Raw genomic sequence first — 14,517 nt, forward strand, 5'->3', positions numbered from 1 at the left:
TCAGACCGGGTCCCAGGAGAACACGTCGGGGCTGCGGTCGAGGGGTGCGAGGTGACCGCGCAGGGCCGGCAGGGCGTGCTCGGCGATCGTCTCCGGCGTCCAGCCCTCGGCCCGGTGCACGCCGCGCACCGGGCGTGGGTGGTTGAAGACGAACAGTTCGTTGTGCCGGGAGGCGAAGATCTGTCCGGTGATGTCCCGCGCCGCCTCGGAGGCGAGGAAGACCGCGAGCGGCGCGTTCTTCTCCGGTCCCATCGCCTGGAGCTTGGCGACCCGGGCCTTCTGCTCGTCCGTCCCGGCGGGGATCGCGCTCGTCATCCGGCTCCAGGCGAAGGGAGCGATGCAGTTCGAGCGCACGCCGAAGCGTCCCATGTCGAGGGCGATCGACTTCGACAGGGCGGCGATGCCGAGCTTGGCCGCCGCGTAGTTCGCCTGGCCGGTATTGCCGATCAGCCCGGAGGTCGAGGTCATGTGGACGTAGGCGCCGGATTCCTGGCGCCGGAAATGCTCGGCCGCCGCCCGCGCGACGAAGAAGCTACCGTTGAGGTGGACGTTGATCACCGAGAGCCATTCCTCCGGCGACATCTTGTGGAAGATCTGGTCGCGCAGGATCCCGGCGTTGTTCACCACGACGTCGATGCGCCCGAAGGCGTCGAGGGCGGTGGCGACGATGCGCTGGGCCGCCGCCCACTCCGCCACCGTCTCGGTGCTGAGGACGGCCTCGCCCCCGCGCTGCTCGATGATCCGGCAGGTCTGCTCGCCGGGCGTGGCGGAGGTCTCGCCGAGCCCGCTCAGGCTCGCCCCGACGTCGTTGACGATCACCCGGGCGCCGGCGAGCGCCATGGCCAGCGCGATCTCCCGCCCGATGCCGCCGCCCGCCCCGGTGACGAGCGCGACCTTTCCCTCCAGCATCCCCATCGGGTTCCTCCCTGCCCTGGAGCATTTTCCGACGAAGTGGATACCGGTTCGTCAAAGAAAATGCGGCAAAATCAAAGACCTAGCGCCCCGTCCAGCGCGGCGGGCGCTTCTCCACGAAGGCCCGGGGTCCCTCGCGGTAATCCTCGGATTGCTGGATCCGCGCGCGCGCCGCGGCGCTCGCCGCCCTCAGCACGGCCTCGTCCGCGTCGGAGGCGAGGCGGGCGACCGCGAGGCTCTCCCGCACCGCGAGCGGCGCATTCGCGGCAATGGCCAGCGCCAGCGCGACCGCCTCCTCCCGCGCCCGGCCCTCTGGCACCACCCGGCTGACGAGGCCGAGCGCGTGGGCACGCGGCGCGTCGAGGGTGGCACCGGTCAGGATCATCTCCAGGGCGACGGCGCGCGGGAGCGCCCGCGGCAGCCGGTAGAGGCCGCCCGCCGCCGCGATCAGCCCGCGCCGCACCTCCGGCAGGCCGAGGCCGCTCCCCTCAGCCGCGACGATCAGGTCGCAGGCCAGGGCGATCTCGCAGCCCCCCGCGAGGGCCGGGCCGTCCAAAGCGGCGATCCAGGGCTTTGCCCGCCGGGCATGCACGAAGCCGGCAAAGCCGCCCTCCGGCGTCCAGAGGTCGTCCGCCCGCCCCGCCGCCACGACCTTGAGGTCGGCGCCGGCGCAGAAGACCCCGCAGGGCGCGCCGGCGAGCACCACCGCGCGGATCGCCGCGTCGGCCTCCATGCGGGCCAGGGCCGAGGCGAGGCCGCGGGCCAGGGCCGGATCGACGGCGTTGCGGGCCCGCGGCCGGTTCAGGGTGACGACCGCGACGTGATCGCCGACGCGCTCGGTCAGGACGGGGGCCTCATCCATCAGGCGATCCTCCACTCGGCGAGTCCGTCCGGCGCCGGGCGCAGCGTTCCGGCGAGGCCGACGGGGGAGCGGTCGAGGTCGGTGAGCGCCGCGAGCGTGGCGTGATCGGCGGCCGGCACCCGCGCCAGGAGCCGCGCGCCGCCCTGGCGCAGCACCACCACCCCCTTCTGGGGGGCGCCCTCGCGGTCGAACAGCACGGTGTGGGTCTCGATCACCGCACGACCCGCCTGCGTCTCGGCGATTGGCGGGACGGCACCGCGTCGCCGATCCGCCTCGCCCTGGACGGAAGCGGGCTCGATGCAGGCGGGCAGCGGTCGGCTCGCGAGCACGAGGGCGTGGTGCTTGGTGACGAACTCGCCCTGGCCGTAGAGCAGCCCGGCCCCGCCCGGCGCCTCGCGCAGGAGACGGACCATCGCGCAGGCCGCATGCGCCATGTAGCCGTTGAGCGGTGCGCCGAAGAAGGTCAGCCCGCCCGCGACGGTCGGCACGGTCTCCGGCGGCAGGCCGAGAGTGCGCCGCGCCATCTTGGGCACGCAGGGGAAGCAGCTGTAGAGTTCGATCGCCGCGAGGTCCGCGGGCGCGAGGCCGGCCCGGCCGAGCGCCCCGGCAAGCACCGCATCCTGGGCCGGGGCGTGGTCGAAGGCGTCGCGGGCGAGCCAGTCCCGCGGCTCGCTCGCCGCGGCGCCGGGACCGATATGGATCAGGCGGTGCTCGGGCAGACCGGCCGCGCGGGCGCGGGCGAGACTCGCGACGATCACGGCCGCGCCCTGGTTCACCACCGGGTTCGCCACCATCAGCTTTTGGTACGGCCAGGCGATCGGCCGGTTGCCGGGCGAGGATTCGGCGATCTCCTCCGGGGCGGTCGGGCGGCGCAGCCAGGCGCTGGGGTTCCGGGCCGCGACCCGGGACATCGCGGCCCACAGGGCGGCGGATTCTGCGCGCCCCTCCCGCGGGGTCTGGCCCCAGGCGGCCTGGCAGGCGGTCTCGTAGAGCGGGTAGACGAAGACCGGCTGCGACAGGCCGTGGCGCAGGGCCTGGGGGTGCAGGTAGTCGCGCACCCGCGGGTTGGTCCAGGCCGGGTCCGGCGGGGTCCAGGGCGGGAGAGCGTCGCGGTCGGGCCGGAGGCCGGTGCGGCGCGCGGCGGCGGCGCTGTGCTCCGCTTCGCCGCTGCAGAACGCCGCGACCTCGGCCTCACCCCGGGCGATCCGCTGCGCGGCCTCGTGCAGGAAGCGCACGGGGGTCTCGCCGCCGACCGGGCCGTAGGCGAGGCGGGTGGGGCGGTGGCCGATCAGGTCGGCGACGCGGCCCGGCAGGTCGGCGTAGGGCCAGGACACCGCGTTGACCACGTCGAGGGAAGCGAGGCGCCCGAGGAAGCGGCCGCCCGCATCCGCATCGGCGCGGCGCAGGGCCTCCGCCATCAGGGCGGCGGGCTCGGGACCGAGCGGCCCCCGGCCCGGCGCGTCCGGCCGGTCCGCGACCTCCCCGATGCCGACGATGACCGGGATGCGCGCGGGGTCGCTCACGGCGCGGCTCCGATCTCGATCACCGCGTCGGCCGCGTAGGCGCCGTCCGGCAGCGCGAGGACCGGGTTGAGGTCGATCGCGGCCAGGTCCGGCCCGGCCTGCACGGCGAGGACCGAGAGCCGCGCCAGCATCCGGGCCAGCGCCGCCACGTCGCAGGGCGGGCGGCCGCGGGCCCCCAGCAGCAGCGGCGCCGCCCGGATCGAGCGGATCATCGCCTCGGCCACGTCCTCGCCGAAGGGGCAGCGCCGGAACACCACGTCGCGCATCACCTCGACGAAGACGCCGCCGAGGCCGACCATCGCCACGGGGCCGAAGACCGGGTCGCGCTGGATGCCCATGATGCATTCGACCGCGCCCTTGATCTGGCGCGCCACCAGCACGCCCTCGATCCGGGCCGACGGAGCATGGCGGGCGGCGCGCTCCAGGAGCGTGGCGTAGCCGCTCCGGACCGCCCCGGCATCGGCGACGTCGAGGAGCACGCCGCCGATCTCGGTCTTGTGCAGGATGTCCGGCGACAGGATCTTCATCACCACCGGGAATCCGAGGGCCTCGGCCGCCGCGACCGCCGCCTCGGCGTCGGGGCACGCCGCCTCCGGCACCGTCGCGATGCCGGCCGCCGCGAGGAGGCGCTTGGCCTCCGCCTCGCTCGGCGTCGTCTCCGGCAGCGCGACCGCCGCCATCGTCCCTGGCGCGGCGGGCTCGGCTTCCGAAAAGCTCGCGCCGAGGCGGCCCATCGCGTCGAGGGCGACCACCGCCCGGGCCGGGTCCTCGTAGAGCAGGTAGCCGTCGGCCTCGTATTCGCGGTTTCGCTCCTCAGAGGCGAGGACCGACAGGGCGTAGAGCCGGTCCGGATGGCGCGCCTTGACGGCGTTGAGCTGGGCGCGGATCGCCGGCGCCATGCTGGGGGCGCCGCCGATCTGGGTGAAGAAGGCCAGAATGGACGAGTAGCCACCCTCGGCGATCATCGATTCGGTGAAGCGGCCGATCAGCGACAGGTCGTTGAAGGCCTGGGCGGTGCAATCGACCGGGTTGCGCGGCGAGGCGATCGGCAGGATCGCCTTGAGACGCGCCTGCGCGTCCTCCGGCATCGGCGGCATCGGCAGGCCCACACCCTCGGCGGCATCCGAGATCAGCACGCCGGCTCCGCCCGAGATGGTGATGACCCCCAGCGTGTTCGGGACCGGGTAGATCCGCCGCGTCGCCGCATAGGCGATGTCGATCAGCTCCTCCGTCGAGCGGGCCCGGATCGCGCCGTGCTCGGCCACAACCGCGGAGAAAATCGCGTCGTTGCCGGCGATCGAGGCGGTGTGCGACTGCGCCGCCGCGCTGCCGACCGCGCTGCGGCCGACCTTCATCAGGATGACGGGCTTTCGCGCCCGCCGCGCGTCGGCGAGCGCGGCGGCGAAGGCCGGCCCGTCCTGCACGCCCTCGACGTAGGCCATGATGACATCGAGGCCGTCGTCCCGGGTCATCCAGCCGATCGCGTCGGCGACCGACAGGTCGGCCTCGTTGCCGGTGGTGATCAGCATCCCGGTGCCGATGCCCCGGGCCCGGCAGGCGGCGAAGAGGTGCGTCCCGTAGGCCCCCGACTGGCTGGCGATGCCGATCCGCCCCGGCAGCGGCAGGCCGCCCTCGAGCGAGGCGGTGAAGATCGGGTAGAAGCCGGCGGCCGCGTTGAACAGGCCGAGGCAGTTGGGGCCGAGCAGCCGCATCCCGTGCCGCCGCGCCGCCGCGAGGAGGGCTTCCTGCGCCGCCACCTCCCCGACCTCGGCGTAGCCCGCCGTGAACATCACGGCGAAGCGCGTGCCGCGTGCGCCGAGCTCCTCCACCGCCTGGAGCGCCGCCGCGCCCGGCACCGCCACCACGGCGACGTCCGGCACCTGCGGCAGGGCCGCGACGGACGGGTAGCTGGCGAGCCCCTGCACCTCGGCGCGGTTGGGGTTCACCGGCAGGATCGCGCCCTGGAAGCCGGCGCGCAGCATGTAGGCGATCGGCCGGCCGCCGATGCGGGTCGGGTCGGCGGACGCGCCGATGATCGCGACCGCACCGGGCCGGACCAGGGGAGCCAAGTCGGCAGTCTTCACGTCGGCAGTCTTCACGCCGGTACTCTTCACGTCGGCGGGCTCAGTTCTGGACATGGGGGCATCCGCCTTCGCTGAGCGGCCGGAACGCCTCGTCGCCCGGGACCGTGGCGACGAGTTCGTAGAGGTCCCACTTGCCCTTCGACTGGGACGGCTTCTTGAAGCGCATCAGGTACATGTCGTGGACCATGCGGCCGTCGGCCCGGACCTTGCCGCCCTGCGCGAAGAAGTCGTTGACCGGCATCGCGCGCATCTTCGCCATGACGGCGGCCGACTCGGTGGTGCCGGCGGCCTGCACCGCCTTGAGGTAATGGGTGAGCGCCGAGGTCACGCCGGCCTGGTAGGCGGTCGGCATCGCCTTGCGGCGGGCGTAGAACCGCTCGGCATAGGCCCGGGTCTCCGGCGTGCGGTCCCAGTAGAAGCTGTCGGTGAACAGCGCGCCCTGCACCACCTCGAGGCCGAGGGAGGCGGAATCGGTCAGCGTCACCTGCAAGGCCGCCATGATCTTGTCCGACTGGGACAGACCGAATTCATGCGCCTGCTTGATCGCGTTGGCGAAGTCGCTGCCCGCATTGGCAAGGGCGATCACCTGCGCGGGCGAGGCCTGCGCCTGAAGCAGGAAGGACGAGAAGTCGGGATTGCTGAACGGGTGGCGGACCTTGCCGACGATCTTGCCACCCGCGGCCTCGACCGCCCGGGTCGCGTCGCGCTCCAGCGCGTGGCCGAAGGCGTAATCGGCGGTGAGGAAGTACCAGGCCTTCGCCCCGCGGGCGACCAGCGCCTTGGCGGTGGAATTCGACGAGGCGTAGGTGTCGTAGGTCCACTGCACGCTGGTCGGCGAGCACGACTTGCCGGTGAGATCGGACGAACCGGCACCCGAGATCAGGAAGATCCTGTTGCGCTCGCGGGTCACCGCCTGGACCGCCAGGGCGACCGCGGAGTTCACGCCCTCCGCCACCACGTCGACGCCCTTCGTGTCGATCCAGTTGCGCACGATGGTGGAGGCGATGTCGGGCTTGTTCTGGTGGTCGGCCGAGATGATCTCGATGCGCTTACCCAGCACCGTCGGGCCGAAATCCTCGACCGCGATCTGGGCGGCGGCGACCGAGCCCTCGCCGTTGCCCTCGCTGTACTGGCCGCTCATGTCGGTGATGATGCCGATCCGCAGCACGTCGGTGTCGGCACGGGCCGCGGTGGCGGCGCCGAGGCCGGCCAGCACGGGCAGCATCCAGCTCAGGATGAGACGGGGGACGACGATCGATCGTCGCGTCCGCCCCTCCCCTGTTCCGAGCGCATGCGGCGCCGGCGCAAAGCGCCCCGGAAACCAGCCCAACCGAGTGCCGATGAGCAACCGCCCGGTGCGCCGCGAGGCGCACCCCCACCGCATGCCTGCCATCTCGTTCCCTCCCGCCGCATCCGGGCCCGTTTGACCGGACCCTTGCGAACTGCCGCTTTTATTTCACCGGCTGAATGCTATTGTGATCCGTAAACGCTCTGCAGTGCAAGGGGCGAGATCGGGACGAGACGCGAGGATGGGCTAAGATGAGCCAGGCCGGGGAGGGAGCGGCGGTGATGGAGGTCGGCCGCGAGGTAGGGGCGGTGACCCAGGCCGTGGCGATCCTGCGGGCGGTCGCAACCGCCCGCGAGGCGCTCGGGGTCACGGCGATCGCCCGCGCCGCGGGGGTGAGCCCCTCCACCACGCTCAACATCCTGCGCACGCTGGTGGGCGAGGGGTTCGTCACGGTGGCGCTGGACACCAAGACCTACCGCCTCGGGCTGGGTCTCCTCGAAGTGGCACGCCCGCTTCTCAACCGCTCGGACCTCGAACTGCTTCAGCCCGGGCTGCAGCAGATCGCGACGGAGTTCGAGGCGACGGCGAGCGTCTGGCAGGTCGCCCCGGACGACAAGGCGCTGCTCCTCGGGCGCATCGTGCCGGCGAACGGCATTCACATCGAGTTCCGGCTCGCCACCCGCATCCCGGCCTATGCGGGGGCGATCGGCCGGGCGGTGGCGGCGGCCGGTCACACGCCGCGCGCCAGCATCCAGGCGCGCTACGGGGCGATCCGCTGGCACGTGCCGGTCCCCTTCGAGACCTTCCTGGAGGATGTCGAGGCGTGCGCGGCGCGCGGCTACGCCGTCGATATCGGGCGGCTGATCCGGGGCGTGACCTCGGTCGCCTCCGCGCTCTGCGACGGCGCCGGACGCCCGCGCCTCGTGGTGGCGGCGCACCTGTTCCAGGGCCAGCTCGGCGGAGAAGGGCTCGACGGCCTGGGCCACGCCCTCGCGGCGCTGGTGCGCGATGCGCAGCCCGCCCTGTTCGGCACCACGCGCGCCCCCGCCGCCGAGGCGCCGCGCCGCAGGAGCGCGCGATGAGCGCGACCGGAACCGCCTCCGCGCCGCCCGAGGCGTGGACGGACGACATCGCCACGCCGGGCTTGCTGCGCCGGATGGCGGCCCTGCTCGGCCGGGACTGGCGAACCGGCGCGCAGGGCACCGTGATCCCCCGTGGCTGGCATGTCGGCCTGTTTCCCACCGCCCTGCCGCAAGCGGAATTGCGGCCGGATGGCTATGCCGGGCCTGGCATCGCGCTGCCGGATCTCGGTCTGCCCCGGGTGATGCTGGGCGGACGACGCGCCACCTACGCGGGCGACATCCCGCTCGGCGCGACGGTGCGGCGGCATACCACGATCGAGCGCGTGGCGGAGAAGACCGGCCGCAGCGGCCGGATCGCGGTGGTGACGGTGTGCAGCACCCTCGCCATCGACGGTGAGACCGTGGTGACCGAGCACGAGAATTACGTGCTGCGCGAGGCGGCCACCACCACGCCCGACGCCACCGCGCCCGCGCCCGCACCCGCGCAGGCTCGGCCCGCACAGATCGCGCGCACGCTCACGCCGGACGAGACGCTGTTGTTCCGGTTCTGCGCCGTCACCTACAACGCTCACCGCATTCACTACGACGCGCCCTACGCGACCGGTCGCGAGGGCTATCCGGCCCTGGTGGTCAATGGCCCCCTGACCGCCCTCCTCGCCCTGGAGCTCGCCCGGGAGGCCGCCGGCCGGGAACCGGCCGCCTTCGGCTATCGCCTGCTGCACCCGCTCTCTTGCGGGCGCCCGATGCACCTGAAGGCGCGCGAGGAGGCGGGCGAAGAGGGGGGCGAAGAGCTGGGCACATGGCGGGTCTGGGCCGAGGACGATGCCGGGCGGGTCGCCCTCGACGCCACCTTCCGATGAGCGCGCCAGCCCCCTCCCCCTGCCCCTCGCCCGCCCCCCGGCCGCTCGCCGGCATCCGGGTCGTCGATCTCACGAGCGTGGTGGTCGGCCCGGCCTGCACCTTGCGGCTGGCCGATTTCGGCGCGGAGGTGATCAAGGTCGAGCCGCCCGCCGGCGACGTATTGCGCTCACTAGGCGGTCCGTCGCCGGGCGGCCGCCACGCCGGCTCCTACCTGCACCTGAACCGGGGCAAGCAGGCGCTCGGCCTCGACCTCAAGACGCCCGCCGCGCGGGCGGTGCTGGAGCGGCTGATCGCGTCGAGCGACGTCGTCGTCGCCAACATGCGCCCGGAGGCGCTGGCCCGGCTCGGCCTCGACGCGGACAGCCTGCGGGACAGGCAACCGCGCCTCGTCCACTGTACGATCACGGGCTTCGGCCCCGGCGGGCCCTACCGGGGCCGCCCGGCCTATGACAGCGTGGTCCAGGGCGTGTCCGGCATCGCCGGGCTGGCGGAGCGCCGCGACGGCCGCCCGCACTACGTGCCGCTGCTCCTCGCGGACCACGTCACCGGCGAGATCGCCGCCTCGGCGATCCTGGCCGCCCTCCTCGCCCGGGAACGCACCGGGCTCGGCGCGACGCTCGAGGTGCCGATGCACGAGACCATGGCGGCCTTCGTGCTGCAGGAGCATCTCGGCCCCCGCAGCTTCGACCCGCCGCTCGGGCCGGCGGGCGATGCCCGCGTGCTCAACCCGGACAACCGGCCCCTCGCCACGGCGGATGGCTGGATCAGCCTGACGGCCAACACCGACGCGCAGGTGCACGCCTTCCTGCGGGCGGTCGAGCGCGCGGACCTGATCGACGAGCCGCGGCTGCGCACCGTCGCCGACCGGTTCCGGCACGTCGACCTGTGGTTTCGCGTCCGCGCGGAGGCATTGGCGAGCCGGACCACCGCGGCGTGGCTCGCGATCTTCGCCGCGGCGGACGTCCCGGCGATGCCGTGCCACACCCTCGAGACCCTGGAGCGGGACCCGCACCTCGCCGCCGTCGGGCTGCTCGGCACGGACCTGCACCCGACCGAGGGCCGGGTTCGCACCATCCGGCCGACGATCCTGCAGGACGGCGCGCCGGCCCCCGCCGGACGCCCGGCCCCACCGCCCGGCTTCGATACCCGGACCGTGCTGCGCGGCCTCGGCCTCGACGAGGCCGAGTGCGACGCGCTGATCGCGTCCGGCGCCGCCTTCGCGCCCGGCGCCGACACGGGCTGAAGGACGCTCCGGCCCGACGGCGAAGACGCCGCGGGCCGCCCCATCGCACCAGGGAGGAGATGGAATGGCAAAGCAGGGAACCGGAGCCCGGGGATGGTCCGGGCGTGTCGCGGCGGCGTGGCTCGCGGCCTGCCTCGGTCTGCCGGCGGCGCATGCTGCCGACGAGGGGCCGGTCCGCATCGGGGTCCTCGTCGACCTCGAAGGCACCTACGCGGATATCGGCGGCCTTGGCGCCGTCGAGGCCGTGCGGATGGCGGTCGAGGATGCGGGCGGCAGCGTGCTCGGCAAGCCGATCGAGGTCGTCTCGGCGGGCGGGCAGAACAAGGCCGACGTCGCCGCCAACATCGCCCGGCAGTGGTACGACTCGGGCGTCGACGTGATCACCGACCTGCCCTCCTCCGCCATGGCCCTCGCGGTCATCAACCTCGCCAACGAGAAGAAGAAGCTCGCCCTCGTCACCAGCGCCGGGTCGTCCGACATCACCGGCAGGTTCTGCTCGCCCTACGCGGCGCACTGGACCTGGGACACCTACGCCATGGCCAAGGGCACCGGCGCCGGCGTGGTCAAGCAGGGCGGCACCGACTGGTACTTCCTCACCGCCGACTACGTGTTCGGGCAGGCGCTCGAGCGGGACACCGCCGCGGTGGTCAAGGCGAATGGCGGGCGCGTCCTCGGCGCGGTCCGCCATCCTCTCAACACGCAGGATTTCTCGTCCTTCCTGCTCCAGGCACAGAGTTCGAAGGCCAAGATCCTCGGCCTCGCCAACGGCGGCACCGACACCATCAACGCGATCAAGCAGGCGCGGGAATTCGGCCTCACCGACAGCATGCAGCTGGTGGCGCTCATCGCCTTCCTCAGCGACGTCCACTCCCTCGGCCTGACGGTGGCGCAGGGCCTCCTGCTGACGGAGGCCTTCTACTGGGACCAGGACGAGGAGACCCGGGCGTGGTCGCGCCGGTTCTTCGCGCGCATGAAGCGCATGCCGAGCATGACCCAGGCCGGCGCCTATAGCGGCACGCTCCATTACCTGAAGGCAGTGAAGGCGGTCGGCAGCAAGAACCCCGAGGCGGTGATGGCGCAGATGCGTCGCACGCCGATCAACGACTTCATGACCCGTGACGGCGTGCTGCGGCCGGACGGGCGGGTGGTTCGGGACATGTACCTGTTCCAGGCCAAGACCCCGGCGGAATCGACCGGCGAGTGGGACCTCTACAAGCTCGTGCGCCGCATCCCGGGCAACGAGGCGTTCCGCCCGCTCGGCGAGGGCGGCTGCCCGCTGGTGCCATGACGCACCCTGCCCGTCACGAGCCCGCCCTCGACCATCCTGCCCCCGGAGCTTGTTCCATGAGACGCTACGCCGTCACCGAGTTCAGCCGCCCGCTCTGTAGGGTGGTGGAGGAGGATCCCGTCCCGCAGGGCACCGAGGTGGTGCTCGACCTGCAGCGCTGCGGCGTCTGCCACACCGACCTCCACCTGCGGGAGGGCCATTACGACCTCGGCGGCGGCAAACGCCTGAGCCTCGCCGAGCGCGGGGTCGGGCTGCCGGTCACCCTCGGACACGAGATCCTCGGGCGCATCGCGGCCGTGGGGCCTGAGGCGGGCGAGATCGCCGGCTCGATCGGCCGCAGCGTGCTCGCCTATCCGTGGATCGGCTGCGGCGCCTGCCATCGCTGCCTGTCCGGCGAGGAGAATCTCTGCGCGGCGGGGCGCTGCCTCGGCGTGCACCGGCCCGGGGGCTACGCCGAGAAGGTGGTCGTGCCCCATCCCCGCTACCTGATCGATGGGGAAGGCCTCGACCCCTCGGCAGCCGCGACGCTCGCCTGCTCGGGCCTCACCGCCTACTCGGCCCTGCGCAAGATCGGGGGCGACCCGGCCCGGGACTGGCTCCTGCTGGTCGGGGCGGGCGGCCTCGGGCAGAGCGCGCTGCGCCTCGCGCGGGCCCTCGGCCATGCCCGCGTCGCGGTCGCCGACACGGCGCCGGCCAAGCGCGAGCGGGCCCTCGCGCTCGGCGCCGACCGGGTGCTCGATCCGGCCGATCCGGGCGCCCGGGCGGAGCTCCTGGCCCTCGAGACCGGGCTCGCGGCGGCGATCGACTTCGTCGGCACCACCGAGACGGCGCGCTTCGCCCTCGACGGCCTGCGGCGCGGCGGCCACTACGTCGTGGTCGGCATGTTCGGCGGCGAGGTCACCCTCTCGCTGCCGCTCCTGCCGCTCCGCGCCCTCACGCTCACGGGCTCGTATGTCGGCAATCTCGGCGAGTTGCGTGACCTCGTCGATCTCGTGCGCCGGCACGGCTTGACCCTCGTCGAGACCGAGACGGTGCCCCTCGACCAGGCGGAGGCGGCGATGCGGCGGCTCGAAGCCGGCGCGGTCGCCGGACGGATCGTCCTGTCGCACCGGGCGTGAGCCCCGCTCCCGCCGGACGTCGCACCCCGACCGTCACCCGCCGCGCATCGTCGAGAGCGCGGCGGCGATCTCGGCCGCCGCCGCCCGCAAGGGGGCGACGAAGCGGGCGACCACGTCGGCCTCGTCGAGGGCGTGGCGCAGGTACATGAGGTTGAGGCTCCCGACCGCGACCCCGCCGATCAGCACCGGCACGCCGATCGCCGAGGCGACGCCGTTGTAGGACGTGCGCGAGTAGTCCGGGTTCATGCTGGCGTATCCGTTCGCCCGCACCGTCGCGAGCTGCCCCTCGAGCCTCTCGGGATCGTGGACGACGGCATTCCACGGGTCGTCCGACGCGGCGAGCGCGGAGAGCGCCCGGGCGCGGGTCGTCGGGTCGCAGAACGCCAGGAAGGCCATGCCGAGGGACGTGCCGAGCAGCGGCGCCCGGTAGCCGGGCCGGCGGTTGAAGTGCAGCCCCCCCTCGCCGCGGCTGGTGCGCGCCACCACCATCGCGTCGCCGTCGAAGACCGAGACGTCGGAGGGCCATTGCAGCGCAGTGTGCAGCCGCGCGAGGATCGGGGCGGCGGCGAGCGCCATCTCCTCGTGCTTCCGGTAGCCGCTGCTGAGTTCGAGCGTGCGCCCGGTGGTGACGTAGACCGGCCGCGACGGGTGGCGCGCCACCAGCCCGGCATGGATCAGCGTCTCGAGCATCCTGACGATCGTCGGCCGGTTGAGCCCGGTCTCGCGGAAGAGATCGCCGACGCTCGCCTCCTTGAGACGGTTGAGCGCGAACAGGACCTCCAGCACCCGCAGGGCCGCGGTGACGGGCTCGAAGGACGGCATAGAAACTCTCTCGGTCGACGCATCGGGAATCGACGTCGGCATTGCATCCGCCGCCGATCGGTCTAAGCTGTTTTGAACAAGCATTTCAACTGATGAAATGAACAAGAACGGGACCGGAGGAACGCGGCTTTGGCGGGCGCGGATCAGACGCGAGCGGCGGCAGGACCGGAGGCGGCGCCTCCGAGCGCCGTGCCGGGCCCGTTGCAGGGACTGACAGTCCTCGACCTCTCCCGCGTGCTCGCAGGGCCCTGGGCCTCGCAGATTCTCGGCGACCTCGGGGCCGAGGTCTGGAAGATCGAGCGGCCTGAGACGGGCGACGACACACGGCTGTGGGGCCCGCCCTTCGTGCAGGGGCCGGACGGACCGTCGGACGCCGCCTACTATCTCTGTGCCAACCGCAACAAGCGCAGCGTCGCCATCGATTTCGGCACGCCCGAGGGCGCCGCCCTGGTGCGGCGGCTGGCCGAGCGGGCCGACATCGTGGTCGAGAACTTCAAGACCGGGGCGCTCGCCCGCTACGGCCTCGATTATGCCTCGCTGTCGGCGGTCAATCCCGGCGTGATCTACTGCTCGGTGACCGGGTTCGGCCAGACCGGCCCCTACGCCGCACGGGGCGGCTACGACTTTCTCATCCAGGGCATGAGCGGCCTGATGAGCGTCACCGGCCGCCCCGACGACGAGCCCGGCGCCGGTCCGATCAAGGTCGGGCTGCCGGTGAGCGACCTCTTCACCGGCCTCTACGCCGCGACCTCGATCCTCGCGGCGCTCCACCACCGGACCGCCACCGGCGAGGGCCAGCACATCGATTGCGCCCTCCTCGACAGCCAGGTCGCGGTGCTGGTCAACCAGGGCATGAACCATATCGTCGGCGGCCTGACCCCCGGCCGGCTCGGCAATTCGCACCCGAACGTGGTGCCCTATCGCGAGTTCCAGACGGCGGACGGCCACGTGCTCGTCGCCTGCGGCAATGACGGGCAGTTCCGCAGCCTGTGCGCGCTCCTGAACCTGCCCGAACTCGCGGCCGATCCGCGCTTTCGCGACAATGTCGGACGCCTGCGCGACCGGAAGGAGCTCGAGGCGAGCCTGGGCGCCGCGATCCGCCCATGGACCTCCGCCGACGTCTTCGCCGCCATGGAGGCGGGCGGGGTGCCCGGCGGTCCCATCAACCGTATCGACCAGATCCTCGCCGACCCGCAGGTCGCGGCCCGCGGCCTGCTCAAGCGGATGGAGCGCTCGGACGGCACGCCCGTCACGGTGATCGGCTATCCGAGCCAGCTGTCGCGCACCCCCGCCACCTACCGGATCGCCCCGCAGACCCTCGGCGAGGCCACCGCCGACGTGCTGGCCTCGCTCGGAATCGACGAGGCGGAGCGTGCGGCGCTGCGGGAGAAGGGGATCATCCGTGACGGACGCTGATCCCCTCGGAGATCTGGC

At 73.1% G+C, this 14,517-nt stretch carries 12 protein-coding genes; 6 read left to right on the top strand and 6 right to left on the bottom strand.

Features of this window, described 5'->3' with window-relative positions; all coding sequences use genetic code 11:
* From FF100_RS18375 to FF100_RS18395, 5 genes are all read right to left on the bottom strand, one after another.
* The gene (locus FF100_RS18375) at positions 1-909 is read right to left on the bottom strand and encodes an SDR family NAD(P)-dependent oxidoreductase (protein ID WP_246102154.1); all 909 of its coding nucleotides are present in this window, start codon (positions 907-909) and stop codon (positions 1-3) included.
* 85 nt (positions 910-994) lie between these two features.
* Complete coding sequence (locus tag FF100_RS18380; RefSeq protein WP_139037137.1) at positions 995-1,774, bottom strand: enoyl-CoA hydratase-related protein; 780 nt, start codon at positions 1,772-1,774, stop codon at positions 995-997.
* Positions 1,774-3,297 (bottom strand): acetyl-CoA acetyltransferase, encoded by a 1,524-nt coding sequence (locus tag FF100_RS18385; RefSeq protein ID WP_139037138.1) that lies wholly within the window; start codon positions 3,295-3,297, stop codon positions 1,774-1,776. Before FF100_RS18385 ends, FF100_RS18380 begins: the two co-directional genes overlap by 1 nt.
* The gene (locus FF100_RS18390; RefSeq protein ID WP_139037139.1) at positions 3,294-5,435 is read right to left on the bottom strand and encodes an acetate--CoA ligase family protein; all 2,142 of its coding nucleotides are present in this window, start codon (positions 5,433-5,435) and stop codon (positions 3,294-3,296) included. The genes FF100_RS18385 and FF100_RS18390 overlap by 4 nt, the downstream gene beginning before the upstream one ends.
* Positions 5,422-6,606: an ABC transporter substrate-binding protein gene (locus FF100_RS18395; RefSeq protein ID WP_139037140.1), complete on the bottom strand. Its 1,185-nt coding sequence runs from the start codon at positions 6,604-6,606 to the stop codon at positions 5,422-5,424. Before FF100_RS18395 ends, FF100_RS18390 begins: the two co-directional genes overlap by 14 nt.
* 314 nt (positions 6,607-6,920) lie before the next feature.
* On the opposite strand from FF100_RS18395, the gene FF100_RS18400 reads away from it, so the two are divergent.
* The 5 genes from FF100_RS18400 to FF100_RS18420 all read left to right on the top strand — a co-directional run bounded on the left by FF100_RS18400 (position 6,921) and on the right by FF100_RS18420 (position 12,261).
* The gene (locus tag FF100_RS18400; RefSeq protein WP_139037141.1) at positions 6,921-7,751 is read left to right on the top strand and encodes an IclR family transcriptional regulator; all 831 of its coding nucleotides are present in this window, start codon (positions 6,921-6,923) and stop codon (positions 7,749-7,751) included.
* A complete protein-coding gene (locus FF100_RS18405) occupies positions 7,748-8,611 on the top strand; it encodes an FAS1-like dehydratase domain-containing protein (protein WP_139037142.1) in 864 nt (287 codons plus the stop codon). The genes FF100_RS18400 and FF100_RS18405 overlap by 4 nt, the downstream gene beginning before the upstream one ends.
* Positions 8,608-9,855, top strand: coding sequence for a CaiB/BaiF CoA transferase family protein (locus FF100_RS18410; protein WP_139037143.1), 1,248 nt, complete (start codon positions 8,608-8,610; stop codon positions 9,853-9,855). Before FF100_RS18405 ends, FF100_RS18410 begins: the two co-directional genes overlap by 4 nt.
* Positions 9,856-9,919: 64 nt before the next feature.
* Positions 9,920-11,143 (top strand): ABC transporter substrate-binding protein, encoded by a 1,224-nt coding sequence (locus tag FF100_RS18415; RefSeq protein WP_139037144.1) that lies wholly within the window; start codon positions 9,920-9,922, stop codon positions 11,141-11,143.
* 56 nt (positions 11,144-11,199) lie between these two features.
* Positions 11,200-12,261: an alcohol dehydrogenase gene (locus FF100_RS18420; RefSeq protein WP_139037145.1), complete on the top strand. Its 1,062-nt coding sequence runs from the start codon at positions 11,200-11,202 to the stop codon at positions 12,259-12,261.
* 33 nt (positions 12,262-12,294) lie between these two features.
* Here FF100_RS18420 and FF100_RS18425 read toward each other — a convergent pair whose 3' ends face one another.
* Positions 12,295-13,083 carry an IclR family transcriptional regulator domain-containing protein gene (locus FF100_RS18425; RefSeq protein ID WP_171070236.1) on the bottom strand — a complete coding sequence of 263 codons (789 nt, stop codon included), beginning with the start codon at positions 13,081-13,083 and terminating at the stop codon, positions 12,295-12,297.
* Positions 13,084-13,272: 189 nt separating this feature from the next.
* Here FF100_RS18425 and FF100_RS18430 point away from each other — a divergent pair, with 189 nt between their 5' ends.
* Positions 13,273-14,499: a CaiB/BaiF CoA transferase family protein gene (locus FF100_RS18430; RefSeq protein ID WP_171070237.1), complete on the top strand. Its 1,227-nt coding sequence runs from the start codon at positions 13,273-13,275 to the stop codon at positions 14,497-14,499.
* The last annotated feature ends 18 nt before the right edge of the window (positions 14,500-14,517 follow it).

Source organism: Methylobacterium terricola, assembly GCF_006151805.1.
In the GTDB taxonomy this organism is placed as follows: Bacteria; Pseudomonadota; Alphaproteobacteria; order Rhizobiales; family Beijerinckiaceae; genus Methylobacterium; species Methylobacterium terricola.

Bases quoted from the DNA above. Each gene is read 5' to 3' on its own strand.
- FF100_RS18420 (WP_139037145.1), top strand. From the start codon at position 11,200: ATGAGACGCTACGCCGTCACCGAGTTCAGCCGCCCGCTCTGTAGGGTG.
- FF100_RS18395 (WP_139037140.1), bottom strand. From the start codon at position 6,606: ATGCTGCCCGTGCTGGCCGGCCTCGGCGCCGCCACCGCGGCCCGTGCC.
- FF100_RS18400 (WP_139037141.1), top strand. From the start codon at position 6,921: ATGAGCCAGGCCGGGGAGGGAGCGGCGGTGATGGAGGTCGGCCGCGAG.
- FF100_RS18425 (WP_171070236.1), bottom strand. From the start codon at position 13,083: ATGCCGTCCTTCGAGCCCGTCACCGCGGCCCTGCGGGTGCTGGAGGTC.
- FF100_RS18415 (WP_139037144.1), top strand. From the start codon at position 9,920: ATGGCAAAGCAGGGAACCGGAGCCCGGGGATGGTCCGGGCGTGTCGCG.
- FF100_RS18375 (WP_246102154.1), bottom strand. From the start codon at position 909: ATGCTGGAGGGAAAGGTCGCGCTCGTCACCGGGGCGGGCGGCGGCATC.
- FF100_RS18410 (WP_139037143.1), top strand. From the start codon at position 8,608: ATGAGCGCGCCAGCCCCCTCCCCCTGCCCCTCGCCCGCCCCCCGGCCG.
- FF100_RS18405 (WP_139037142.1), top strand. From the start codon at position 7,748: ATGAGCGCGACCGGAACCGCCTCCGCGCCGCCCGAGGCGTGGACGGAC.
- FF100_RS18390 (WP_139037139.1), bottom strand. From the start codon at position 5,435: ATGTCCAGAACTGAGCCCGCCGACGTGAAGAGTACCGGCGTGAAGACT.
- FF100_RS18380 (WP_139037137.1), bottom strand. From the start codon at position 1,774: ATGGATGAGGCCCCCGTCCTGACCGAGCGCGTCGGCGATCACGTCGCG.